Source organism: Flavobacterium sp. WC2430, from assembly GCF_040822075.1.
GTDB lineage: Bacteria > Bacteroidota > Bacteroidia > Flavobacteriales > Flavobacteriaceae > Flavobacterium.
The window spans coordinates 3209431-3234818 of record NZ_CP162007.1; the positions used below are offsets into that span (position 1 = coordinate 3209431).

Genomic DNA, 25388 nt, shown 5'->3' on the forward strand with positions numbered 1-25388 from the left:
ATTGGGGAGAAATAGATCTACTTGCTTATACTGCTTCGGTAGACCGTCGGTGATTTTCCAACATGCTTTTTAAAAAAGGTACTAAAAGCGGAAGGACAGTTGAATCCCAAATATTCTGACAAGAAATTTATTGTAATTTGGTCGTCTTCAAGTGCATTTTTCGCCTCCATGATAAGGGTTTCTTCAAGGATTCTTTTTACTGACTTCCCTGTAGTATGTTTAACTACCTTATTGAGATGACCAGGGGTTACATATAAAACACCTGCATAAAATTTTACGTTGTGCTGCTCTTTAAAATGTACGGCGAGAATATTTAAAAATTGAATGGTCAAATTTTCATTTCTTGTAAAATTCAAGTGGTAGTCACTCACAAAATGTCCATAAATGCAACGGAGTTCATATAAAAAGAGATTAAAACTAATTCGCTGTAACTCCGTTGCTACATACCGAATTGCTCTATCGCTGTTTACTTGATACATCAACTTGTAGATTAGCGATATCACTAAAGAACTTTTGAGATCTAAACTCACCTTTTCAACACTTTTACCACTAAGAAAATAAAAAGCATCAAGAAGTGACCTCTTATTACAATTTTCTATCGCGAAAGCTGCACTAAACGAAAGGTAGAAAAGTTTTAGCTGAGGATCCGTGCCTAAAATTGCTAAAGGTGCTCCTTTAGAAAGCACAACTAAATCATGAGCGAACAATTCCAAAAAAACACCTTGAAATGAAATTCTAAGACTACCTGATTTTATAAGTAGTACAACTGTATTATTTATAAGGAACGCTTCATCGCTCACATTTGTATGCGTACAATCTTTTAGAATTCGAACATCTAGGCCTCTAACAGGAAGTTCATTTAAATCGATATGTAGTAAAGTCATTATCATAATTCACTCGTTTCAAGTAAAAAGGAATCCTGTCAAATTAAAATCGTACTAATCGTTATCGTTTGATTTTTCGACTACAATCAAAAAAATAAAATACAGATTCATCAAGGTTACTACAAAAAGTATGAAACCCATGGTTTGAGTACTCGCACTTTTATTGCGACCGTTAAACCAATAGCCAACTATTTCATCATAGCTTAATAAATCTATAATGAAATAGAGACCAATGAGGTTAAATATGACCAACACTAAAGAAAAGCAAAGGGGTAATTTCATCAGTAATAAGATCATTTTTTGTTATAAAAAGATTAAATGGTCATAAGTAATAACGCAGGTGGACGATTACAGAAATAAGTGATACCTGAAAAGGATGAAATCGTGACGCTACATTTTTGTTTCCAACGGAAATTTCCCAATCTCGATCTTTATGTCCTCCTTCTGCATCAAGTGCATATCTTGTAACTGAAGTGATTCCTAAAATTGTTTCCAGTTCGTGGCCTGTTAGATTAGAAGAGTCCATTATGCTAGCTTCATATGTAGTAATAAAATCATACAGTAGACTATACTCTGCTTCTCTATTTTGAATGAGAGAGATAAAAAAACCGAGTAAACTACTTTCTGCCGCTTCGCTCAATGTACCTGCAGCTAGTGTTGATGTAACCACAGTTTCAGGATTATTTATACTAATACTAATACCGTCTTCCGTAATCAATATATTGCTTTTACCAAAAACATCGGGAGCCTTCAACTTTGCTTCCATGTAATTTACTTGAGTCGTTAAATCTTGAATAGTGTTAGAATATCCATGAATCTGATAGTAGTCCGAAAGCCAAAAACCATATTTTTTCCCAACTTCATCGTAAGGATTAGCATCATTTGCTGGACCCAATTTTTTCGATACTCCTGCTTGAACAGAAACACTGCTAGCTTCTTCAACTGTATTTCCATATTCATCCGCAGAGCAGGAAATCATTACTAAAACAACAAGCAAACCTAAAAATAAATTTTTCATAATTATAAGTTATAAGATGTGACTGAGAATAATTTCTCTGTTCATTTACCCGGGTAAGCAGAACCTTTATTTAGCACGATGCTAAACTTTTTGCTTTTGAATTCGAAACAAATCTAAATGCTCTAAAGTACCTAAACAACACTATAGTGGTGGGTTTTCACGATTTCAACTATGGATTTTCACGAAATCCACACCTATTTTTTTTAACCAATAAAACATTACTTATCAGCAGATTATAGTATTTTTGAAATACGTTTTGTTGAAAATATTCCAGTATCTATATCTTAATACACAAGGAGTGTTTCGCAACTATCCCCGAATTTAATTGATGTACTATGAAGCCATTTTTTATACTAATGTTATTTGTACCCCTGTGGATACAATCTCAGAATACCTCGTTCAAAGTTCCAGACTCCATTCAAAATAAAGATTTTGGTTATTTGGAAGACCGAATAGATCAGTTTAAAAATGACAGTACAAGAGCTGCCATATACCTATATACTTATATCAAAAAAGCAAAAAAAGAACGCAACTGGCAAGAACTTAAAAACGGGTATCAAAACGTAATGCACCTGTCCCCTTCATCGATGCGGCTAGTTTACGCTGACAGCATGGTTTATGCAGCAAAAAGGACGAAAGATAATGCTGCAATAGGTAGTGCTTTCTTAACCAAAGGAATAGTTTTGTTTTCAAATAAGAAATACAAAGAGGCATTAGATGACTATCTGATTGCTAACGAATATATAGCTAAAACAAATGATCAATACCTGATTTATAAAGTAAAATACAACATTGCTCAGCTGAAGAACAGCATGGGGTTTTATGACGAAGCCATCTCTTTATTGAGAGAATGTGTAAACTACTATAAAAAGAATCATGACAGAGCATATCTGAATTCACTCCATTCACTGGGACTGTCTTATAATAAAGTGGGGAATTATGGCTTGTGCTCCATAACTAACGAGGAGGGAATCAAAGAAAGCGCAAAGCGTGCTAGTCCAGAAATGACCGTTTATTTTCAGCACTCAGAAGGTGTGAACCAATATTTTCTACATAATTACCAAAAGGCAATTACTAATTTAAAAAGTACAATGCCTGAAATAGAAAGTAATAACGATTTTGCCAATGAGGCTGTAGGGAATTTTTACATTGGGAAAAGTTATTGGGAACTTAAAAAATATGAAACTGCCATCCCTTATTTTAAAAAAGTAGACCAGACTCTAAACAGCAAACAATTTATAAGACGAGATTTATTAGAAACTTTTGTATTATTAATCAACTACTACAAAACAAAAAAAGAGGACAGGCTACATTTGTATTATATAGACCAACTACTTAAAGCAGATCATTTGCTCCTTGAAACTAACAGTTACCTCATATCCAAAGTGAGCAAGGAATATGATAATAAGAACATTTTAATTGAAAAACAAAAATTAGAGTCACAAGTAAATGGACAAAAATCCAACAACTTAATTTTCATAGTCCTTGCAACACTAATATTCTTAACTCTTCTTTTCGTAAGCTATCGCAACTTTAAAATCAAAAGTACCTACAAAAAAAATTATGACGCGCTGATGAATAAAAGCGCCCAGCCTATAAAAGAAATCACCACAATGCAACATGCTGGAATCGATGATATTAATGCTGCGGCGGTTACTGAATTAATTAGGCAATTAGAAAAATGGGAACAAGGAAAGAAGTTCCTAGATAAAGAAATAACCTTAGTAAAACTAGCCGCTACTTTTAACTCCAATACTAAATATCTTTCTCTTGTTGTTTACCATCACCGCCATAAGAAGTTTGTTACCTACGTTAATGACTTGAAAATTGACTATCTGATCAACGCTCTTAAAGAAAGTAAACTTCTGCAACAGTATACAAATAAAGCACTAGCTGAAGAAATCGGCTTTAGTTCTACCCAACGTTTTGCAAATGCTTTTAAGGCAAGAGCTAATATGCCTGCAGCTTTCTATATAGCACAACTTAAAAAAGAAGAAAAAAAATAGTAACGTAAACAAGTTATCAACTCAAATTTTACACTCTACATCGTCTAACGAGAGCATAAATTACTATTTTTACCTCTTAAATTTATAAAAAAATATCATGAAAGATTTAATCGAAAAAATCAACGCAGAATTTGAAACATTTAAAACCGAATCTGAATCACTAACTGAAAAAGGTGTTAAAGCAGCTGGAGCAAGAGCTCGTAAAGCAACTCTAGAGCTAGAGAAACTATTAAAAGAGTTTAGAAAAGTTTCTGTGGAAGAATCTAAAAAATAATATTTCCCTAAAAAAAACCTCGTTTAAATCTTTTTAAACGAGGTTTTTAGGTTTATCATGCCAATTAAATTTTAGGAGCCCTAGTTCAACAAATACCAGCAGCACTTTTCTATATTTTGTGGTACATATTACTATATAGAAAGCTTATCCTTTCTTTAACTGTTTTAGCCGGCCTTGGTAAGACTGCCAAAAATTTCTCTTAGTAGCATCGTTTAGGAAAGAAGCAGCTAACACTTTTTCTACCTTTTCTGACTGTGATAACGCAACTACATGATTTCATTAAAGTTTTTCTCACTGATGCCTATATCCTCCGTAAGGACAGGAAACTGTTGCCTTATTTTCCTTGATCTAAATTTTCAGGTAATAGTCCATCATCCAACGCAAATTCTTTATTGTCTATATGAATACGGCTATTCAACAGATCATAAGCTGGACTTAGCCTATAATCATACATTTCTTAAAATAAACTTAATTTTCCTTTGCTAACTTTCTTTTTAGTTTTACTTTCGCGATTTATATTTAATTAATCTAAATAAGAATAACATGAAATTTATTATTTTAATTGCTGCTGCACTTCTATCAGTTCAGGCATTTTCGCAATCAAATCTAAAGGGTAAAATTACAGATCAAAATAATCAAGCAGTCATCGGGGCGACTGTGCAAATTAAAGAAACAGGAAATAGTACAACTACAGATGTTTCTGGAGATTATTTGTTATCTAACATAAAAGAGGGAACTTATTCAGCTAGGATTGAAATGCTTGGTTACCAAACTAGAATCAAAAGCTTTACGTTTGATGGTACTAGTTCAGTAGTATACAATGTTACTTTATCAGATGATATAAGCCGCTTAGATGAAGTTGTAATTTCTGCCAGCAGGCACTCAGAATATTTATCAGAAATTCCAGCTTCTGTAACAGTAGTTGGACAAGCTAAATTGCAAGAGTTTGCTAAATCTACTTCAAATATTAGTGAAATACTAGAATTTACAGTGCCAGGTTTAGCGATGTCTTCAGGTACTTTTTCTAACTGGGGACAAACATTACGTGGGCGATCTTTACTAGTTATGGTTGATGGTATTCCGCAATCTTCACCTTTAAGAAACGGACAATTAGGAATAAAATCAATTACTCCTAATGATATTAGTCGCGTGGAGGTTATAAAAGGAGCTACTTCTATTTTTGGTAACGGTGGTAACGGCGGTTTTATTAATTACATTACTAAAAAACCTAATTCTATCAAAAAATTTGAAGGCTCCACCAATGTTTGGGGTACATCTAATGTCGCAGAAACAAAAGACGCATTAGGATTTGGGGTTTACCAATCCTTTAAAGGGAATTTAGATAAATTCAGTTATTATATTAGCGGGAGTTATGAAAAAACGGGCAATAAATATGATGCTAAAGGTATTCCTCTTTTACCAACCTATGGATTTGATAATTCTAAAATATACAGTACTTTAGGAAAGATTGAGTATCAATTAACTGAAAATCAAAAAATAACCCTAGGAGGTAATTTTTATAAATCGGTGCAAAACTCTCCATTTATTCCTGTAGCTGCAAAAGTTGAAGTTTTTAATAAAGAAGGAGATTATTCTATAACAGCTGGATATGGTGAAAAAGGGGCTATTGCGGGAGAAAAAGCTAATGGTTCAATCCTTGGTAATGGACAATTGACATATAATTTAAACAATATATTTTCTAAAACTACAGACTTTCAAACTGATTTGTATTACCAAAATACGGAGAACATTTTCTTTTATTCTGATAAGTTTGAAAACGGAGGTCAATCTGTAATAAACGCAGAAAAATATGGGTTAAGACCAAATTTTATCACGAAGTTGTCAAACAACAAGGCGGCAGATATTACATTTACTTATGGTGTAGATTTACTTAGAGATAAAACCAATCAAGGGCTATTAGATGGTAGGTTATGGGTGCCTAATATCGAAATGATTAGCTGGGCGCCTTACGCACAATCTACCCTTAAATTTAATGAAAAATGGGTTGTTAAAACAGGTTTACGTTATGATGATATTAATATGGATATTGTTGATTATAGTACTTTACCGTATTCCGGCAAGAGTGATGGTAATTTTACCCCGTCTGTAGACGTACAAGGTGGTAAATTAAACTTTAATAATCTCGCCTTTAATTTTGGTGTACGCTATATTGAGCATCAAGAATTTATACCATATATAAGTTACTCACAAGGTTTTTCAATTGCAGATTTAGGTTCTGTATTGCGTTCTGCAACAGCAAGTAATATTAATGATATTCAGTTAGAACCTGCGGTGACTAAAAACTATGAATTTGGTTTTTTATCTAAATTTAATAACCTGAAGTTTGAGGCTGTTGGGTATTACAGCACCTCTAGTTTGGGTACGGGAATTGTTTTTGTTGATGAGTTAAATACATTCCAACCTTCTAAACAACCACAACGTATTTATGGCGGAGAGGTTGCTATAGATTATTTTACGTCAAACGATAAATGGCAATTTGGAACCTCCTATTCGTATGTTGAAGGTACCAAATATAATGTAGGAGACGAAAATAACTTAAGCTATTTGGGAGGTGATGTAATCTCTGCACCAAAATTGACTGTGTATGCAAACTGGAAACCGATACAAAAATTAAGTACTTCTATTAGAGTTACCAATTCGGGAGACAGAGAAAGATTTAATCCTTTTTTAAATGTAAACACTAACAAATATGAATATAGACATACTGAATTTCCAGTAAGTGGTTATACCTTAGTTAATCTTTCTTTGGCTTACCAATTAGAACCTAACTTGTCTGTGTCCTTAGCTGTAAATAACTTGTTAAACGAGTATTATCTTCCTGCAAGATCGCAATGGGCATCCCCATTAAAAACATTTACAGGAGCTGGTGAAGGCGCTAACGCTAAAATAAGTTTACAATATAATTTTTAATTTCTGTTTGATGGCTTTAGGGAATATAGTGCGTAAAATTCATCTTTGGGTAGGTATTACATGCGGTTTAGTTGCTTCGATTTCTGGCATTTCTGGTGCTATGTATGTATGGCAACCAGAAATCAGCGCGGCACTTAACCCTGAGCTATTAAAGATGAAAAACATAGATAGTTTAGAGGATGCCGTTTTTTTAAAAACGGCATCCTCTTTAACAACGACGCACTCGGATAGTATTAGCAAAATGTTCTTGCCGCATAGAGAGCAGCAAACAATTTCTATTGAATTTAAAAACGGGAAAACCAATTATTACAATTCCGAAAATAGGCAGTTTTTAGGAGAAAAGTCAGCTTCAATTGTGTTTTTTGAAGATTTGTTAAAATTTCACCGTACCCTTTTATTTCCAAAAATAGGCAAGTATGTTACTGGAACAAGTACCATTATTTTCCTTCTACTGATATTGGTTTCGGGTATCTATATTTGGTACAAAACCTATAGTACTACCCTTAAAAACGGGTTTAAAATTAAATGGAACAGCAAGAAAAAGAAATTTAACTTCGATCTTCACAAGGTATTGGGCGTTAGCTTTTTTATCCCACTTTTGACAATTGCCTTTACAGGTGCCTACTTTACATATAATTCCTATTATAAAAAGGCGCTATCAGTGCTAGATAGTAAAGTAATTCTTAAACAGGAAACACAAAACAACAATCCCTCATCCTTTGCAGCGATTTTGTCGGATTCCGATAAAAGTTATGCCTTGCGTGCCATATACTATCCTAAAGATGTAAATGACAACTATAGATTTAGATATATTGAGAATAGATTTAAAACGCAAGGATTTAGAAAAACCAAAGAACTGGCGGTCAGCACAAACCTAAAAACAGTCTCTTTAACAGATTATAGGAATGATGCTACTAGCAACCGTGTAGCATCACAATTTTACCCTGTACACATTGGTGAAATTGCAGGGATATTTGGTAGGATTCTTGTTTTTATCGCAGGATTTATTCCCATTACATTGTATATCACAGGCTTTAGGATATATCTTTCTAAGAAGCGGAGGAAAAGGAAGTTTCCTGCTTAACGGCCATTTAATGTCGCCTATGAAATTCAGAACTAAAAGAGGTATATTAAAAATGTGCACGGACCCAAAAAGTTAGGCATTTAAATTAATTAATACTTTCTGAATGAGCTAGCTATTGTACAGAGCTCATTCCTTTTAAATTAAGTCTGATTCTATATGTTTATAAACAGTTTTGTTAGTGATTAGGTATCCCACTTTTCTTTCCTTCCATCAATAGTCTTCTATATCCAAAGTGAAAAGAAGCGGAAGTCATTTATAACTCCAACAATATCAAATTCTCTGAATTTCTATTGACTTTAGGATATTAAAAAGGGCTTTTTAGCCCTTTCTTTTTTTACAAAATGTTTTTATATTATTATTCTCAAAAAATATTTTTATAGTACTTCATTGGAGTTTGCAGAATGCAATTCAGTAATTGGGATTTATTTCACTTATTTGGTTAAATTTACATTCAGCCTTAATTCGTATTTAATTTCATTATCATCCAAATCTGTAATTTTAATAAAGTTAAGTTTTTCAAAGAGTTTTACTAATTTATCATTTTCCTTAGTCGTTATTGCCCAAATACGTTTTAGTCCAATATTATTTACCCAAATTCCATGGCTAAAAGCATAGCCGAAATCATATAACCTTGTTCACGGAGTTTTTAGACAGTTTTCAGCTTAGCGAAGACAGAAATTAGAAGTACAAATGTTCAGTTTGTTAGTGGTTTTGTGATTTTTGACCTATAATTTTCACTTTTGTCTTCTTCCCAATTCTTCTACTTTGTCTAGCCACTTTTTTCTTGATTCGGTCGTCGAAGTTTTTACAATTCCAAAATACGTCACTTTTACTGGCTTTACTCCACAAAATTCCAAGGTTGATTTTTTAAGTTGATTAACACTTGGACGTCCATACAAAAGCCAATAGTACCAACTTGGTTGGTCAATAGTTGTAATAATATGTGCCGTTTTGCCTTTGAGCAACTTGTCCCACCACACAGAATTTTCCTTGTATTGAAATGCAAAACCAGGTAAAAAAAGTCGGTCAATGAATCCCTTAGTAATTGCAGGAAGTCCACCCCACCAAACTGGATGAACCCAAACTATATGTTCAGCCCATTTAATTTTTCCCCAAGCTTCTGTCAAATCGGGTTCTAGTTCAGTCCTTTGTTGGTAACCAAATTGTAGATTCACATTAAAATGTAGTTCTGAAATAATTATTTCTTGGACCTCTGCTCCAGCTATTTTTGCCCCTTTTTTATAGGCATCCACTATACCAAAACAAAAACTATTTTTGTTTGGATGGCCGTTAATTATTAAAATTTTATTCATAGTATGTTGTCGAGATGGAGCTGTTTGAATTTAATAAACTAATAAAATGCTTAGGCTGGTGTAATTGATGGCTAAAATAAATGTCATTAGGATTAGTATCTTCTAACATTTTTTCTACGTGAAGTACGGTTGAAAATGCTGTCAGTTGCGACTGACCTTTCTCGGATTTCAAAGTAATCTTTTTTTCTAGGAAATTGTATTCTTTGTATAAAACCTCAAAAGCGGTAATATCACCGGAGCCACTACCTCCAAAAATCCATTTCTTTTCTCTAAAACTTAAAATGTTGAAAAAACTAATTTTTTGCATGATTGCCAAAGCCGATGTAATTAGCTTTGAATCGAAAGTTAGTTTAGCATTTACGACTGGTATTTTTTCTATTTTATTAAAAATATACAAATCTGGAATATCGAAATCAAAAATTTTTCTGGTTTGATTATCAAAGTCAAAAACATAATTTTCCCCATTCCTAAAATGTTTTGTTTTAATTGCTAAATTATTTTGGTAAAAAGTAAATGGTGTACTCACATTTTTAGCCATAAAATCGGCTGAACTGCCTCCTGCTTTATCTTTAGTTGAATAATAAACGATGATTTTTATTTTTTCTAATTCGTTTGGCAAAATTCCAGTTGCATATACTAGCAGTGGTGTGATGCCAGCCATCCAGCCTGAACTAAAAACAATTTTACTTTTTATAAGGCTATTTTTAATGGAATAGTGTGCTTCGTGAAGTTCTGAAGAAGGCTTCGTAATATCGATGTAATCAATACCCTTTTTTATACTGTAATTAAGGATATTGTTTTGCGGGTCCTTAGTGCAAGCTACAATCAGATTTATGTGCTGATTTTCTAATATATCAAAAGTTTTCAAATCGTTAACATCTAATTGCAGATGATTTTTAAGGGTATGTTTTTTTTCGGGATCCAATGAGGATTTTCAGATCTGGATTTCTGTCAGAAATCATTTTATAAATGGTTTTACCTATCAAGCCCGTGCCACCTACAATTAAAATTGTTTTGCTCATCTACTTTGAATTTAGTTTTAAGATAGGCAAATATAAATGGCAAAAAATAAGCAATACAGGACAAATGTCTAAAACGAAATTTCTTTTCTTATTCGACTTAAATGCCTTTGTGTAATCCCCAAGTAGGAAGCTAAATACTGTAAAGGAATGTGCTGAATATATTCAGGTTGATTTGTAATCAAATCTCTATAACGTTGCAATGCACTATTTTTTTGCAATTGAAATATTCGTTTTTCAAGCTCAATGTATTGTTGTTCAGCAACTATTTTTAGAAATTTTATCCAATTTGCATTTTCTTTTACTAAATCATCAATTGTACTTTTTGGAATTATCAACAATTCAACATCTGTAATTGCTTGAATGTTTTCAACCGTGTTTTGTCCTGTTATAAATGACGAATACGCAGTCATTAAGTTATTTGGAAAAGTAATACAATATGTTATTTCCTCTACTTTATCTGAAATATAAAAAGAACGAAAAATACCACTTAAAACAAAGGCTACTTCTTTGCAAGTTTCGCCTTCTTTAATAAAATAATCTTGCTTATTTAAATATCTATTTGTTGATTTTTGAATAAATAATTCAATCTCATCATCTGTTAAAATGTTATACGATTTTAAATAGTTCTTAATCATAATTTGTCAGCTGTTCTTTTTCGGGATTTATTAATGTCAATGCTTACAGGTCTATGCCGTTATATGTTGTACAAGATTAGTATGTCTAAAGACCTTAAATTTGAGTTGCTTTTTATTCTTTAAAAGGTAAATATAGCTGATATAACTTTCGATTATATCTTTTCTGTAAAAAAGAGTTCGTCTTAAAAGTAATACAAATAACTAAATCAAACAATAAAAATTGATAGTAGAAATACAAAGCCTAGCTGCTTAGCATTTTGGCGTTAGCCTAAACTCTCCCGATATCGGGACTGTGATAGTTAATTTTACAGCTAAGGCAACTTATGTTCTATTGTGATGGAAAACTGAATACAATACATCACTGGAATTTCCCGTTAACAAATGCGCTTTTCAAGTTTAGAAAAAAGTAATACATAAAGACTATCAAATGCCGTTTATAGACGCTTTTATAAAATATATAGATTTGATAACTGGTGTTTTTCAGTTCAGTTACTCAAAAAAAGAAGGTTGCTAGATCAAAAAGTAATATATCTCTAAAAATCTATTAATAAGACTATAACAACAAACAATACAATTCCGTACCATCAGCTAATTTTATTAATTGATTTAGATTGTGGGCATAAGCGAGACGCTTGCGCCAGCAGGGGATTTTCGATCACATAATAGCACTCCAATTGTCAGGATCGTACACGCCCGATTCTTTTTCTGCCTTTATTGTTTGATGGACTAAAATCCATATGTTTTCATTATTATCATCGTTTGTAAGTATACTATTAATTAAGGCTTTCCTAGTGAAAGTTAAAAACTCCTTTACTTTTGTAGTATCACTCAAAACTCTTTGTATTTCAGTAATAAATAGGTTTTCGGCAAGTTTATCATCAAGAATAGAATCTTCAAATTTTTCGATAAAAACGTCGAAGTTGTCATTTATTTCGTAGCTATAATTAGTGTCTGTTTGTATATTTTTTTCTTTAAAAATAGTTTTAAGTTCTCTAAAAATATCTGGTTGATCAAGAACGGGTTGTTTTTCAACCCAATCCCATATGACATCAGGTTCTTCCTCATTTTCTAAAAAGCACAATAGTTGTTCTCTATATTTAGCGATTTTATTCATGATTTTTCTCGTTTAAAACTTTTTTAAAATTTAAATTTAAACATTTATTCTAAATTTAAGCAGGAAGGATTATATAAATGTAATTACTTCTTCTGCATTTCCGTTAAAATGAATGTAAGGATTTATTTGTGCAATATTTTTATTTTGAAATGCTATTTATACTTAGGAATACCAGGTGAAGAAATAGATTTGCCAGTAATGGACTAATTACTCCTCCTTCTAGCGTGCTACGCCTGTAAAACATAACAAAAGACTCGTGTAAAAAGAAGATTATTCTTATTTTCAAGAATGCAACACATAACTGGAATTTCCCGCCTACAAATGCGCTTTAAAAGTTTAGAAGACATAAGCCCTAATTTTCGTCTTCCCCTTTTGGATAGGAACCGCAAAAACAGCGAGTGGTTCCAAAACATTTTTAAAATAAAAAAAATCCATTTGTGGGTAAGGTAAGCTCTGTCTCAAAAATAGAAAAGATGGCCTTATTACTTTTGATTGCCTAACAAAAAGGTCAAAAGAAAACCTAAAAGCTACTAATTCCCCTATAGTAGCGCAAACCAATTAGCAGGTCTTAGTCAATACCAACTAACCGAAAAAATCCTCTCAACATTCATGATTGACTGGCTTTTAAGTTTTTTTTTGCCTAGTTTGATACATCTTTAGCGGTGTACTTAATCAAAAGTTAAGTTTCCTTTAAAAATAATTTTAAGTTTCTTTTTTTCCATATATTTGCCATATATATTTATATATATAAAACTTCAATGTTATGGCTAAATTAACAAAAACTCCTCTTGAAATTCAACCTCAAGAAGATACTATACGAATTAAAGGAGGCGATTTAACTCTGGAAGCTACTGTAGTTAGTGGCAAAGATGGAGATCATTTTATATCTATTATTCCTTCTTTAATGATTAGTGGATATGGTTCTACAGAAGAAGAAGCAATTAATTCTTTAGATGAAAATGTTGAAACTTTTTGTGAAGATTTTATGAAATTGGGAGCAGAACAAAGAAAATTAGAATTAGTTAAACTTGGATTTTCACAAGTTCCTTATCATAGAAAGAATTTTTCTAAATTATTTGTTGACGAAAATGGATTGTTACAAGGATTAGAAAATATTACCATTAGAAAAAATAAGCAATATAAAGTAGCTTGCTAATTTTTATAAATGGGAAATAATAGACCAGTAAAAACGAAAGATTGGGTTTCGTTTCTAAAAGCACACAACTGTAAATATCTTCGAACAAAAGCCTCACACGATCATTATAAATGTCCAAATTGTATTCGGACAATAACTCATCGTGAAAAAGATAAAGATATTCCAGCATTGCATTTAAGAACTAATCTTTTTAGTATGGGATTAACTATCGATTATTTATATAAATGGATAGAGGAAAATTGTTAGACGTTTAAGGGGAATCAATCAAAATAACTGTCCTTTTACATTTTTCTGGAGTACTACCGCTAACGCCAGTATGCCTAATAACCTTCAAACTGCGTTGTTTTTTGTTATTTAGAAAATAAATATACTACATTAAACTATAATTATTTATCTTTTTTAAACTATCACAGGTTCCGTTCAACCGCGGGTTCATTGTTGGCTTTTCAAGCCCAACGAACCCTTAGCTGTTAGCGGTAGTTTTTATTTAAAATTGTCAATTGATTTAATTTCTTTTGGCAATTCGTTTAGTTTCAATTTGGCATTATCAATCAAAAGTTTTTCTTTATTATTAAATTCAAAAGTTTTTGGAACGTCCTTGATAAACTTATCAGGGTTATTCTGAAATTCAACAATTTCTTCAAATGTTGGTTCTCTTTTAAGTATGAATGTCAAAATTTGTTCTGGTGAATATTTTTTTGATTGATTAATAATATTAGTTTCAGACGAAGTATTAAGCAATGTATTTAGTTCACTGTTTACAATCGCAGGAGTTTTATTTACAGGTTTATTTAATTGGGTTAGTTGACGTGCAACAAAGTATTCAGTATTCTCTTCACTTGATTCAGCATAAAATTCGCCACCAATGTTTACTACTGGGGAAGTGATTTTTGCATTGCCATCACTTTTTGAATATTTAGCTGAATGATATTTAATCACGTGCATACCTGTACATATATATACTCCCTTATTTTTATTTACATCAAATAATTGGTTTGCTAAAGTCGCAATTTTTTGCAAGTCAGGTATTTGTATTTTAATTGATGAAGTTCCTTCTATATTAATTGTAAACCTTGAATACTGATTCGATTGTATCGAAGCGGCTAACTTCGCAAATGGTACTCCACCATCACCTTCTAGTTTTGAACCACTGGAAACAAAACTTTTATAAATAACATCCTTATCACGGTTTGTCAATGTTGGGTCTATTTTATAGTCGGATAAAATTATGGCACCTTGTGGTTGTAATAGTCCATCGCTATCAACAACCCAAATTGTACCTAATTGACCAATTAAGTCACTTTTGTATTTAAAAGCATTTAATTCTATTCTCCAACCACCTTCACCGATAATAATATCCTTAGGTAGTTTGTCAGAAGTGATTACTTCATCTACTTTAATGTCTGAAATTCTATTAAGTCGAGCTTTAACAGTTTCTTTTTCTTTTTCTGCTTGAGTAATTTGACTTTTTAAATCGTCAATTTGTTTTCTAAGTTCTTTTTTTGACTGTCCAAAAGCAATACTACTGCTTGATATTGTCAGAACTGTCATTATAATAAATTTTGAAATTGTAGTCATATCATTTGTTTTTAATTGGTTTATTGGTCATCTTTCTAAAATTACCGCTAACTAGTATTTAACATCAACAAGTAACGCTTTTATAAAGTTTTACCACAGCTCATGCTAAATATTCTCATTCGTAAATAAAGTTTTTTTTTTACTACTCTTACAATACCCACTTTTAGTGATATTGTAGAAAGTAAAAGTATTCTGTAAATAATTTTAATTTGTAACAGGCTTTCAAAAAAACGAAACTCATAAAAAAAAACACCTCAGCAGCATCTTTTTCCCCAGTATTTCTTTAGATCAATAAACACGACTATCATAATAGAAAACACAATACCGTATCATTGAAATTATTTTATTAATTGATAGATTGTGGGCACAATCGATACACTTGCTAGGGAAGGCTTCATTTTAAAAAAGGCTTCAAAATGTCCATCACAGAATCCAACAGAGTTACTATAGAATTATTTTCGACTGTGCTATATCGAACTTCTTGTAGGCTACTAACATCAAATGCTACGCAATAATTGGAATTAATTTCAAAATCTTTGGAGTAGTTGAGATTTAAATATCTATATAATGCATCTGCGAAAAGACCAATTTCCTCTATGCTGTAACCTTTTATTTTTGCAATAGACCAAATTGCGCCAATTTTTGAAATATCATTTTCTTTAAAAGTGAATACATATTGAGGTAATACTTGAACAGGAATATCTTTAATTTTGAAAATAGATTTTTCTTTTGGTTTTGAAAGGTACTGTAGATCGAATTGAGGCTTAAACACTTTCAAATCATAATCTTCAACATTGTGTAGGATTTGAATGTTTTGTAAATACATATCCTTTGATGTTTTGGCGGTTGCTTTACCATGCCTTTCAAACAAATCTGCAATTTTATCCTTGATTAATATAGGTTTATTGTTCTTGTAAGCATTACTAATGGCCCATATAGATGTAGACCAATAATCCCCTCCATCAGATGATTCTTCTGTTTTTATTTTTTTTGGTGGTTTAGGTTTTTTAAGATTATTTATAAAAGTCTGTCTAGGACCATCTTTAAGACGTATAAATTCAACAATTTTGCTAATTCCAATTTTCTCCATTACACTATCTATTTGTTAATCAGTGTAAAGCTACATAAATTATAATTATCCAAGTAGTTGCTACCGTGATTTTTCTAAAATTGCCACTAACGTCAATTCGTCTAAAAAACTTAAAACGATCTTTATTTTATTAATTAGGAAGTAAATATACAGAAATTAAACTGCCTCTAGTTTCTGTTCAACGCAGGCTTCATTGTTAGCTTTTCAAGCCAAACGAAGCCTTAGCTGTTTTAGGCAGTGCTTTATTTTGATAATTTAGACTTCTTACTATTAAAAGTTTTCTGTTTTATCCATTGAATTGAAATAGCAACAGTTTCTGTAATATCGCCGGAAGAAGTATTGTGTCCTAATTTAGAAAACAAAGTATATTCGAAAGGTTTACCTTGAGCTTTCAATGTATTTAATTGCTCCATACACAACTTTACTGGAATCTGTATATCTTTCTCACCAAAAAGCCAAAGTCCCGGAATTGAAAGAGTATTCAGAGAATTTTTTGGGTCAGTCGCCACGAATTGATACCTGTCTGGGTCATTTTTAGTATGTTCACGAGCATCTGCTTCTGTATGATTTTCCCAAAAATTATTGTTGCCGTTAGTATAAAACTGAAATCGAAGTTGTTCTAGAGTTGTAATTGTAGGGCAACTAAATAAAACCATAAATTCGATTTGTGGATTTTTGCTTGCAGCAATTGGGATTATCCATCCTGCTTGACTGAAGCCAACTAATCCAATTGGTATTTTTTTATCCTTCAAATAGGTTCGAAATGTGTTTACTGCTGCACTTGCATCGTGAGATAATAAATTAAGATTAGTAGTATCAATATTATTAGTACCAACAGATGGCCCGACATATACACCGCCCAATTCCCCAACTCCTCGTTTATCATATGTCAATACAGCAATACCTTCTTTGGCAAGACGTATTGCGAAGTCCATTTCTCTTTTTACTGGATCAGACCCGTGAACAATTACAACTGCTGCAACTGTTTTTTTAGGCGTTAAAATTGAGCCTGCAAGACTGACGCCCTGACTTTCAAATTTTACATCTTGAATAACAAAGTCGGCCGATTGACAAAACACAATTTCTGGTAAAGTTATTACTAATAACCAAAGAAATAAGTTATAAAAAAAGCTAATGTTCATTTTGGTTTAATGTGAAAAATGGTTTGAATGGTTTGCGTTAGCATTGCCTACAACGTCAATTCGTCTAAAAACCTCCGTTTTATTACGAACAAATATAACAAAATATCGATATAAATAAGGATATTCTTATTTTCAAGAATACATCGCACCACCGGAATTCCCACCAACAATTACCTTTTTCAAATTTAGAAGAAGCAATACTTAAGGACTATCAAGTTCGGTTTATAGACCCTTTTGTAGAAAATATAGATTTCTCTACACTTAATTTTCCTATAAAAACTCTCAAGATCGAAGATCGCCCGAGTTTTTACTCGCCAGTATTTCTTAAGATCAATAAATGGGGCTATCACAACAGAGAATACGATACAGTATCATTGAGAATATTTTACTAATTGATTTAAATTGTGGGCACAAGCGAGACGCTTGCGCCAGCAAGGGATACTTAATGCTAAAGCCAGCTGGGATCATGAGAATTCAAATTTAGGAAGAGTAAAAAAATTCTTGCACCCCAGCAATTCAGTAAGTCCCTTCAATTATTAAATTCATTTGCTCCAAAATATCTTTTTTACATATGTATCGAGAAGTCAAACCACGCTTTTTTTGCAAAAGAGCATTTTCCATTATTGTTAGTTGCTTACCGTTAGCAATTTTTTTAAAATTTTTCAATAGATAAAAATAATCCGAAAGGTATTTCCCTTCATACTCATATTTAACTTGATGAATTTTACCAGAATTTCTTCCTACTCTAGAAACTAAAATGTCATTTTTTTCAATTTTTAACAATTTAGAAAATGAATTTTTTCTAATGTATCTTTTTAACTTAATCGATCCTTCATTATTATTAAAATGAACAACCTCATCAAATAAAATTACATCTTCATTTAAAGTTTTTAATAACTTTGAATTATCAATACCTCTTATGACCTGAATGTTAATTTTATAATTTGAATTTAATTTAGATTCTGAATATTCTTCCTTACTTTTTACAATAAATTTTCCAATAAAAATTCTAGTTTTCACCTCACTTTTTTTAAAATACTCCTTTGCATCCCCAAGATATAAAATTTCAAAATTTTCAAAAAACATCTTATTAAACTTTTTTAAGTTTTCAGAATAAAATATATTTTCTGGTAAAATTGCAGCAAAAAGTTCATCTTTTCGTAAAATACTTAAGTTAGATACTAACATTAAAGCTTCGATTCTTTTCGACCTGATCGCCTCTAAATGTAGTTGTTGATGCTCCGCAGATATCTTAATATTACTTATATTAGGCGATTTGCCAAAAGGAGGATTTGCCAAAATTAATTTATTTGCACCAAAATCAATTTGACAAAGATTTTCAAGATTCAAAGCATCTAATTTATAGATATTTTCAGTTATCTCAACAATACTTGCTGTTGGACAAATATCAACTCCAATCTTATTTATTTTATTCCATCTTAGTGAGGCCGCTTTTAAAAAGTTACCGCTACCCACACAAATGTCGACTACAGTTGTAGGCGCGTAACCTTGTGGTATTAGACTAATAATTTCATTGGCAATATCCATTGGGGTGTAAAAATTAAGCCAGTCTTTTGTAATCATCTTTTCAAATTATTATAAGAATTTCTGTATAAATCATATGCTTGTTTAGCAGTACTATGATTTCTAGGAACTTCAATTGATGATACAAATGTCTTATAATATTTCAAAAAAAGCATTCTATCTTGGTTATATTTCCATGTCCATATGACATTATTAATTTTTTTTCCTCTATCGTCAATAATTAGTCTTTTTAACAAACTATTAAAAATGTAATTATTTATCTCTTTAACTAATGCGTTACATGTAACTTGCAAATTCTGCAAAGCAATATAATCTAACTGAAGTGGTTTTTCAATACAATTTGAATGATCACTTAATCCAAGTTTAATCGCATTCTTTGTACCTAATTTTCCAAATCGATGAACGAGGCAGTGTCTTAATTCACAGACTTTAACAAATTCATCTAGCGTGGCAATTAATGAATCTGGTAGATTACCTTTTAGATTCAAAAATTTCTTTAAAGATTCTTGAATATTAAATTTACCTGCAAAAGAAACATCTTCTAAAATTGCTTCTGGCATTAAATCATTTCCATGACTTATTGCAGCTCCATAAGACAATGGTAGACTTTCACAATTTTTTAAACTTATTCTGTCAATCAAAATAGTTCTTCTAAGCACCTCTCTCATGTAGCTTTCAAACGCTGAAACTGAACCTAAAACAAGAAGGTTAGCTAATCCCTTATTAAAAACTAATGGATTTGGATCTACCAGTAAAATCAAATTTGTAATTTTACTAATATAGGTGTCAATAGGGGGCTCGTTAGCTTCACTAAAAAGTGTATCAAACATATTAGTTGTGTCTAATAAATGATAAGCAGAAGTATTATTTGCATCTAAATTATTCATAATTACTAAGCTAAAAATTCATCTACAACATCAACAACCCTTTTTAATATATCTTGAGATCTTTTACCTCCGATCTGCTTAACTTTTCTTAATTCAGACACTGGATTTTGGACATAATAAAAATCTCTGATTTTTCTAAAATTTGCTTGATTAACAGCTTCCGCTTGAAATCTTGTAAATGGAATTTCTGAAACATCGAGATTCATACAACTCTCATAAGCCGAGGGGTTAACTAATTCAAATCCACATTTATGACAAAACCTTTGATTTTCTTCAATTCGTATGGCGCTACAATTCGAGCAAGGCGGCAAATTTAATTTTAAATTATCAATATCCGCTTCCTTTAATAATGTCTCAAATTTCCTTCTTAAAGGCTGTTTTTTCTCAGCACTCAATAATTTTTGTAGAATTTTTTTTGTATCGAATCCTCTACTTGAATTAAATGCTTTAGCTTTTAATAAAAAGATAATATGTGGTGTATATCTCATATACTCTCTATTTTCACCATGGCTAACACTGCTCGAATATTTATAGAGTAGCCCTGCTTCATTCAAAAATTGTGTCATTCTTTCAACCATCCTATTAGAATGTGTCTCCACCCCAACAATTAAATTTCTAGAATCAATTAGTTCTTTATTCAATTTTGTAAGTTCTTCTACTATTGTCTCAAAAAAAGTAAATCCAACCTCAATTATATTTGAAAACTGGGGAATCTTTTTTTTAAGAGATAAATACTCTATTTTAATTAATTCAGAATGTTGATCTATAACTTCATTAAATTTAGATTGTCTAGTTACTTTATTTGATTGCAAATAGGATCTAATTAAAAAAATAAAAGCCCTTGGAATACCAAAAGATGCATATTTGAGTATCTCAATAATCTCAGAATCAATTTCTCCAATTATTGAACTAAGTCTCTTTTGAATTAATTCATCCATAAACTTACTGTAAGATTTCATATCATCAGTAACGTTAATCCAACATTCCACCTTTTCAGCATCATGCCCTAAATGAAACTTAGTGCCATACTCTGTAGTACCTGGATAAACAGAGGCTTTTGGCGATATAGATGAAGATTTCAAACTAATAAATATTTCAAAAAATTCAACCAAATAATCAGGTGTTAAAGTCAAAGCAGCATCATCTAATAGAAGAATTGCTCTTTTTCTGTCTGATAAGACTATCAACTCCTCGATTAAAATTTTAACATAAGATACGTTAAGAATCTCAAGTATGGTTTCATCATCAAATCTAAAATTTCCTTTTTCTGCCTGTCCTATAAATAATTCCAGATTTTTTTTTGTTAAGCAGGGATCACTTAACAATAATGAAATATCTGTAGAAGTACGTTCACTAAAATCATATATTGATAAAATTATTTTTGATAATACCCAAGTATTAAAAATTTTAATTGCATTAGAAGCTCTTGACATTAATGGCTCCAAATGATAATATCGATTAAAACTAACATATAAAGAAATTGGTTTCTCTCTATTTTTTATACAATTATAATGAGTAATTAGCATTTGATGTGTTTTTCCAGTTCCTCGCGGACCAACTAATAACTTTGCCCCAGTGCCAATCAACTTCTTTTGAATACTTTCAAAATAATCACCAGTAACAAACCAATCGACAACCTGTTCAATGTCTAGATAATCACTTCTTTCCTCAAGTTCTTTTTGATTTAAATCCATTTTTTATTTAAAAATACTAACCTATTTATAATGCTGTAATTATAGAAAATATAATTTAAATAATTACTTTTTTATTAACGAAACTTCAAAAAATTACGGTCTATTTATGAAATCAGTTAAGTTATATAAAAAACTGTTGCCTATTCCTACAGTTCTTGTTTTACTCCCAAATGATGGAAAATCATAATAAATCTGCACATCAGTATTGTCAATGGCAAACATACACGCACCAAGTGAGTGAGGTTTTGTACCTATTGGAGCTACTACTAATTCAAAATTTTTATTTTTATTTTTTATTTCCTGAAGTATATTGTAGACGCCAAAAGGTTCATTTGCGGTAGATCTCTTAATAGAATTAAAAGCTTTGGATTGGTTTAATGCATACTGATTTTGGGAATAAACATAATATTGCCAGCTTGGTTGAAAAGAAGGAAAACCTACAATAGCATAAGTCATCCTATCTGAAGGATTTACATCCTCGAATGCCTTACTAAATCGATTACCTTCAAAACCCATTAATGCTATTAAAATTCTTTCCTTATTGTGATCTGATATCCTTGCAAATCCAGGAAGAGAATTAACTGAACAAAATTTTTCAGTCAAATCAAATTTTTTAATGGTATTTTCATTTTTTTCTTCCTGGATATATTTTTCTGGCTCAGTATAAGTAACGAATAATCCTTTGGGTTTAAAATCTTTTTTTAAAAGTAATAAGAAAAAGAAAAGAAACGGATGCTTTAATGAAGTAATATCAATCAGAATATTTTTACCGTTGATATCAAGTTCATTCAAATCATTAATAAAATCTTTGACTAAATCTTTGCCTGTAATTGTCAAGTCTTCTATTTGAGGTATATCAGAAATTTTAAAATCTCGCATTGAATATTTTTCAAATTCAATATCATAGTTTATTGACATGATATCTTTATTATAATATTCACTTGCCAAAGAAATAACTTTTTCAGCTCTAATTTCTTTACTCCTTCCTACAAAAAATAGGTCAATTTCTGCAAAAACTTCTTTAAAACAATCAGTATTATTAAGGTTATAGTATCTATTATAAAGCATTAAACAAATCTATTTTAATTTGGTTAAGATCATCTTTAGTAAGACTCTTAACCATTGAGTTAGCTATTTCATTTGCTTTTTTACTATCACTGTTAATCAGAAAATCCAATGTTTTTGGATCAATATACAAACTTCTTATTTTTCTAGGGGAAATTTGAAAGTAAGGAGCGTAAATATGATTTAAATGATATTCGGTATTATTAGAATCTATAGTCGGTTTTTTATCTTTTGTTTCTTCCTTTTTTTGTAATACAGAATAGAGCTCTGCACTTTTCAAAAAAGTTAGGGTTTCTTCCCCCAATTTATCAAAATCACTGCTAAAATGATTTTTTTCAGGCTCGCTTAATCTAGGATCTCTATGAAATTTTTCAAAAATATTTCCTAATAACAATACAAATCTTTTTAACTGATTACTGTAAGGTGTATAGGTTTCTATGTCATTAATTTTATATTGACTTACATAGTATGCAGCTTCAGATTGTTCAGTGGGAGTTAATGCTCTTGGGTTATTGAATTCAAAAGAATTTCTATAGGCATTTTTAAATGCTGATTCACATAGTTCTAAGAAGAACCTAATAATTCCTGAAGAAGTTGATTTGTATGTATTAAAACCATAGTAAAGTTTCTGTTTACTATTTTCTTTACATAATAAATAAACTAAACCCATTTTATTATTATGAAGCCAGTCTTTAAATTTTGACTCATTGTTATTTAAATGCAACTTATATTCACTTGCCAAATAATCAGCTTTCTGACCTCTTTCAAAAAGAACAAGAATTAGCCTTAAAATTATAGGGTCATCGGAGCTATATAAAATCTCAACATCTTTTTGAGCTCCAATCCTAGCTTTTATTTTTGATTTTAGTGTAGCAATATTTCCTGATTTAATAAACCCTGCTACTTCATCATTAAAATCATATTCGCCTAAATAGAATCGAATATCATAAAACCTATCATCATCCAATTCTTTTAATTCTACAACTTTCTCTAGTCTTTTTCTACAAATATCTACAATTAATTCTTCATAATCTTGAGACTTGAACTGTTCAAAATTATAATAACTAAAGTCATGTGGCGCTGTTATAATTTCACTATCAGCTAATGTCTGATAAGTTTTACATCCCTTATTCCTCATACCGACATCAATAATTACGGGATTAGGATGCTTAATAAGTGTATTAACAATTCTTTGCTGATATAAAAGCATATTTTCATACTCGTCTATAAAAATGTGTATCGACTTATCCTTAAATAGGTCTTGCTTTAAAATACTTTTCGCAATTAAATTTATTAAAAAACCATTACCTATGACATTAGGTCTTTCATTCTTATTAATATTATTGACATAATTCATCAATCTTATTTCCTCATTACTAAGCATTTTCAATAATGAATGAAAATTCGGAATAGAAACCTTTGAATCTAAAAGAACTTCAAGTTCATCAGATAAGTAAAAAGCTATTTCATCATCGCTTTCATTAAGACTAGAATTAATATCAATAATAATTTCGACCAGACGCTTTGATAAAGTAATATTCAAAAAATGTCCAAATAATTGACACCATTCCTCTTCATCTAAACCTTTATGCTGGAATGCAGGTACAAAATTAGAATCAGCACGAAAATGTATTCCAATAAGGTTTTCCGAACTAAAAAAGTCTTTAAAAGAAATCCCTTTACTTTGTGATTCTTTTTTTTTACTTGAATAAGAATGATATAAAAAAAACATAGTTTTACCTGAGCCCCTTCCTCCTTCTAACATTAAAGATTTACTTTTTAGGAGACCCTCAAAGTTTTTATGATTTGAATAAAACTCAAATAGATTATCACCTAATTGCTCTGCTCGGTCTATAGAAAATGGATTGTTAGATTGTGACATTAGCAAATGTTTTTTTATTTTTAAATAAAGGATTCCAGTTATTAATTTGGCTATAAAATAATGGAAGAGATGAATCTGGTATGGAATGATGAAATGCAATAGCATAATCTAAACCTTTATAACCTAAAAGACTAATGCCTTTCTTTTTACAAAGTAGATCTAGAACGTTTTTACAAACTTCAACTTCTTCATTGTTAAAATATACAGAGTCTTTTCCAAATACTTTGTATTTATTTGTCAACATTTCACAATAAGTAATCCTTAGACCAACATCATTATCTTGAGAATGAAAATTGTTAAATCCTTCTTCGGTACAAATCAGACAGAAATAATCTATATCAAGATCAGGAAACATTGCTTTTAATTTTTTTGGAAATATAACTTCATCGTCTATTTTGATACTTGTTGAATTCCAAAAAGTATGAAGCTGAGTTGATGAACCAACGAAATCATCAAGAATTATTAAATTTTTAGCTTTTTTTAGGTCTGTCGATTTTAAATTATTTAAATATAATATGTTTTTTTCAGGAAAACCTATATCATTTGTTAGATACCTGGCCATTACAAGCGAACTTTCAGATGGATTATCTGTAAGTAATGGCATGACATAAGTATTTGTAGTAAAATCCCTTTTAAAATTCAATAAAGTTTCATTTTTAACTTGGAAATCATTTGAAATTTCATTAGCTAAAACTTTTCTTTTTAAAATTGATTCATAAAATCCAAAATCTATCATTCTTATCATATCTTCTTCAGAATAATAAACAAATCTGTCCAGTAATTTCAAAGCACAATACTTCTCTTCGGTACTCTCAAAGTTGCTTAGCCAAGCATGAAATGTGTCGATATCTAATTTTGACCAAAACTTGCTTTCAATATAAAAATACACTTTGTCTTTCGCATATTTTATAAAATCTTTCATCACATCTTTATCAGCCATGTCATTAATTATAAGCATACGAAAGTAAACGTTTCTTTCCTTAAAATTAAATATATATTTTGTTTTCTTGAAGAAAATATTGATATTTTGTGTTTAAAAAAATATATTTGATTTTTCCACTTACAATT

At 30.8% G+C, this 25388-nt stretch carries 22 protein-coding genes; 6 read left to right on the forward strand and 16 right to left on the reverse strand.

Translation table 11 applies throughout. The features are described 5' to 3' along the window. Positions 1 to 17: 17 nt before the first annotated feature. Both AB3G36_RS13995 and AB3G36_RS14000 read right to left on the reverse strand, forming a co-directional pair. Complete coding sequence (locus AB3G36_RS13995) at positions 18 to 890, reverse strand: helix-turn-helix domain-containing protein (protein WP_367753769.1); 873 nt, start codon at positions 888 to 890, stop codon at positions 18 to 20. Between the two features lie 316 nt (positions 891 to 1206). Next, entirely contained in the window at positions 1207 to 1863 is a 657-nt protein-coding gene (locus tag AB3G36_RS14000; protein WP_367753771.1) for a hypothetical protein, read from the reverse strand. A 374-nt stretch (positions 1864 to 2237) separates the two neighbouring features. Between AB3G36_RS14000 and AB3G36_RS14005 the strand changes: the two genes are divergently transcribed. The 4 genes from AB3G36_RS14005 (at position 2238) to AB3G36_RS14020 (ending at position 8197) form a co-directional block, all read left to right on the forward strand. Beyond that, entirely contained in the window at positions 2238 to 3908 is a 1671-nt protein-coding gene (locus AB3G36_RS14005) for an AraC family transcriptional regulator (protein WP_367753773.1), read from the forward strand. A 97-nt stretch (positions 3909 to 4005) separates the two neighbouring features. Further along, positions 4006 to 4182: a histone H1 gene (locus AB3G36_RS14010; RefSeq protein ID WP_007139408.1), complete on the forward strand. Its 177-nt coding sequence runs from the start codon at positions 4006 to 4008 to the stop codon at positions 4180 to 4182. Positions 4183 to 4725: 543 nt separating this feature from the next. After that, positions 4726 to 7113, forward strand: coding sequence for a TonB-dependent receptor (locus AB3G36_RS14015; RefSeq protein WP_367753775.1), 2388 nt, complete (start codon positions 4726 to 4728; stop codon positions 7111 to 7113). Between the two features lie 10 nt (positions 7114 to 7123). Continuing rightward, entirely contained in the window at positions 7124 to 8197 is a 1074-nt protein-coding gene (locus tag AB3G36_RS14020; protein WP_367753777.1) for a PepSY-associated TM helix domain-containing protein, read from the forward strand. Positions 8198 to 8931: 734 nt separating this feature from the next. Here AB3G36_RS14020 and AB3G36_RS14025 read toward each other — a convergent pair. The 5 genes from AB3G36_RS14025 to AB3G36_RS14045 all read right to left on the reverse strand — a co-directional run bounded on the left by AB3G36_RS14025 (position 8932) and on the right by AB3G36_RS14045 (position 12281). After that, the gene (locus AB3G36_RS14025; RefSeq protein ID WP_007139412.1) at positions 8932 to 9510 is read right to left on the reverse strand and encodes an NAD(P)H-dependent oxidoreductase; all 579 of its coding nucleotides are present in this window, start codon (positions 9508 to 9510) and stop codon (positions 8932 to 8934) included. Then, on the reverse strand, positions 9503 to 10378 hold the full coding sequence (locus AB3G36_RS14030; protein WP_367753779.1) for a saccharopine dehydrogenase: 876 nt from the start codon (positions 10376 to 10378) through the stop codon (positions 9503 to 9505). The genes AB3G36_RS14025 and AB3G36_RS14030 overlap by 8 nt, the downstream gene beginning before the upstream one ends. Positions 10379 to 10406: 28 nt before the next feature. Further along, positions 10407 to 10532 carry a hypothetical protein gene (locus tag AB3G36_RS14035; RefSeq protein ID WP_367753781.1) on the reverse strand — a complete coding sequence of 42 codons (126 nt, stop codon included), beginning with the start codon at positions 10530 to 10532 and terminating at the stop codon, positions 10407 to 10409. Positions 10533 to 10600: 68 nt separating this feature from the next. Beyond that, complete coding sequence (locus AB3G36_RS14040; protein WP_007139415.1) at positions 10601 to 11167, reverse strand: Crp/Fnr family transcriptional regulator; 567 nt, start codon at positions 11165 to 11167, stop codon at positions 10601 to 10603. Between the two features lie 655 nt (positions 11168 to 11822). Beyond that, the gene (locus AB3G36_RS14045) at positions 11823 to 12281 is read right to left on the reverse strand and encodes a hypothetical protein (RefSeq protein WP_007139416.1); all 459 of its coding nucleotides are present in this window, start codon (positions 12279 to 12281) and stop codon (positions 11823 to 11825) included. 763 nt (positions 12282 to 13044) lie between these two features. Between AB3G36_RS14045 and AB3G36_RS14050 the strand changes: the two genes are divergently transcribed. Together AB3G36_RS14050 and AB3G36_RS14055 are read left to right on the forward strand one after the other, a co-directional pair. Further along, a complete protein-coding gene (locus tag AB3G36_RS14050) occupies positions 13045 to 13437 on the forward strand; it encodes a hypothetical protein (protein ID WP_007139417.1) in 393 nt (130 codons plus the stop codon). A 9-nt stretch (positions 13438 to 13446) separates the two neighbouring features. Next, entirely contained in the window at positions 13447 to 13683 is a 237-nt protein-coding gene (locus tag AB3G36_RS14055) for a hypothetical protein (RefSeq protein ID WP_040474048.1), read from the forward strand. Positions 13684 to 13920: 237 nt separating this feature from the next. On the opposite strand, the gene AB3G36_RS14060 is transcribed toward AB3G36_RS14055, so the two are convergent. The 9 genes from AB3G36_RS14060 to AB3G36_RS14100 form a co-directional block, all read right to left on the reverse strand. Beyond that, positions 13921 to 15015, reverse strand: coding sequence for a hypothetical protein (locus AB3G36_RS14060; RefSeq protein WP_040474049.1), 1095 nt, complete (start codon positions 15013 to 15015; stop codon positions 13921 to 13923). A 394-nt stretch (positions 15016 to 15409) separates the two neighbouring features. Then, positions 15410 to 16105 carry a hypothetical protein gene (locus AB3G36_RS14065; RefSeq protein ID WP_367753784.1) on the reverse strand — a complete coding sequence of 232 codons (696 nt, stop codon included), beginning with the start codon at positions 16103 to 16105 and terminating at the stop codon, positions 15410 to 15412. 242 nt (positions 16106 to 16347) lie between these two features. Continuing rightward, positions 16348 to 17247, reverse strand: coding sequence for an alpha/beta hydrolase family protein (locus AB3G36_RS14070; protein WP_367753786.1), 900 nt, complete (start codon positions 17245 to 17247; stop codon positions 16348 to 16350). A 516-nt stretch (positions 17248 to 17763) separates the two neighbouring features. Then, a complete protein-coding gene (locus tag AB3G36_RS14075; RefSeq protein ID WP_367753788.1) occupies positions 17764 to 18831 on the reverse strand; it encodes a hypothetical protein in 1068 nt (355 codons plus the stop codon). Further along, positions 18828 to 19679: a hypothetical protein gene (locus tag AB3G36_RS14080; RefSeq protein WP_367753790.1), complete on the reverse strand. Its 852-nt coding sequence runs from the start codon at positions 19677 to 19679 to the stop codon at positions 18828 to 18830. The genes AB3G36_RS14075 and AB3G36_RS14080 overlap by 4 nt, the downstream gene beginning before the upstream one ends. 5 nt (positions 19680 to 19684) lie before the next feature. Next, positions 19685 to 21373 carry a hypothetical protein gene (locus AB3G36_RS14085; RefSeq protein ID WP_367753792.1) on the reverse strand — a complete coding sequence of 563 codons (1689 nt, stop codon included), beginning with the start codon at positions 21371 to 21373 and terminating at the stop codon, positions 19685 to 19687. 93 nt (positions 21374 to 21466) lie between these two features. Further along, positions 21467 to 22441, reverse strand: coding sequence for a hypothetical protein (locus tag AB3G36_RS14090; RefSeq protein WP_367753794.1), 975 nt, complete (start codon positions 22439 to 22441; stop codon positions 21467 to 21469). Beyond that, complete coding sequence (locus AB3G36_RS14095; RefSeq protein ID WP_367753796.1) at positions 22431 to 24320, reverse strand: hypothetical protein; 1890 nt, start codon at positions 24318 to 24320, stop codon at positions 22431 to 22433. Before AB3G36_RS14095 ends, AB3G36_RS14090 begins: the two co-directional genes overlap by 11 nt. Further along, positions 24307 to 25260 (reverse strand): hypothetical protein, encoded by a 954-nt coding sequence (locus AB3G36_RS14100; protein WP_367753798.1) that lies wholly within the window; start codon positions 25258 to 25260, stop codon positions 24307 to 24309. Before AB3G36_RS14100 ends, AB3G36_RS14095 begins: the two co-directional genes overlap by 14 nt. Positions 25261 to 25388 lie beyond the last annotated feature (128 nt).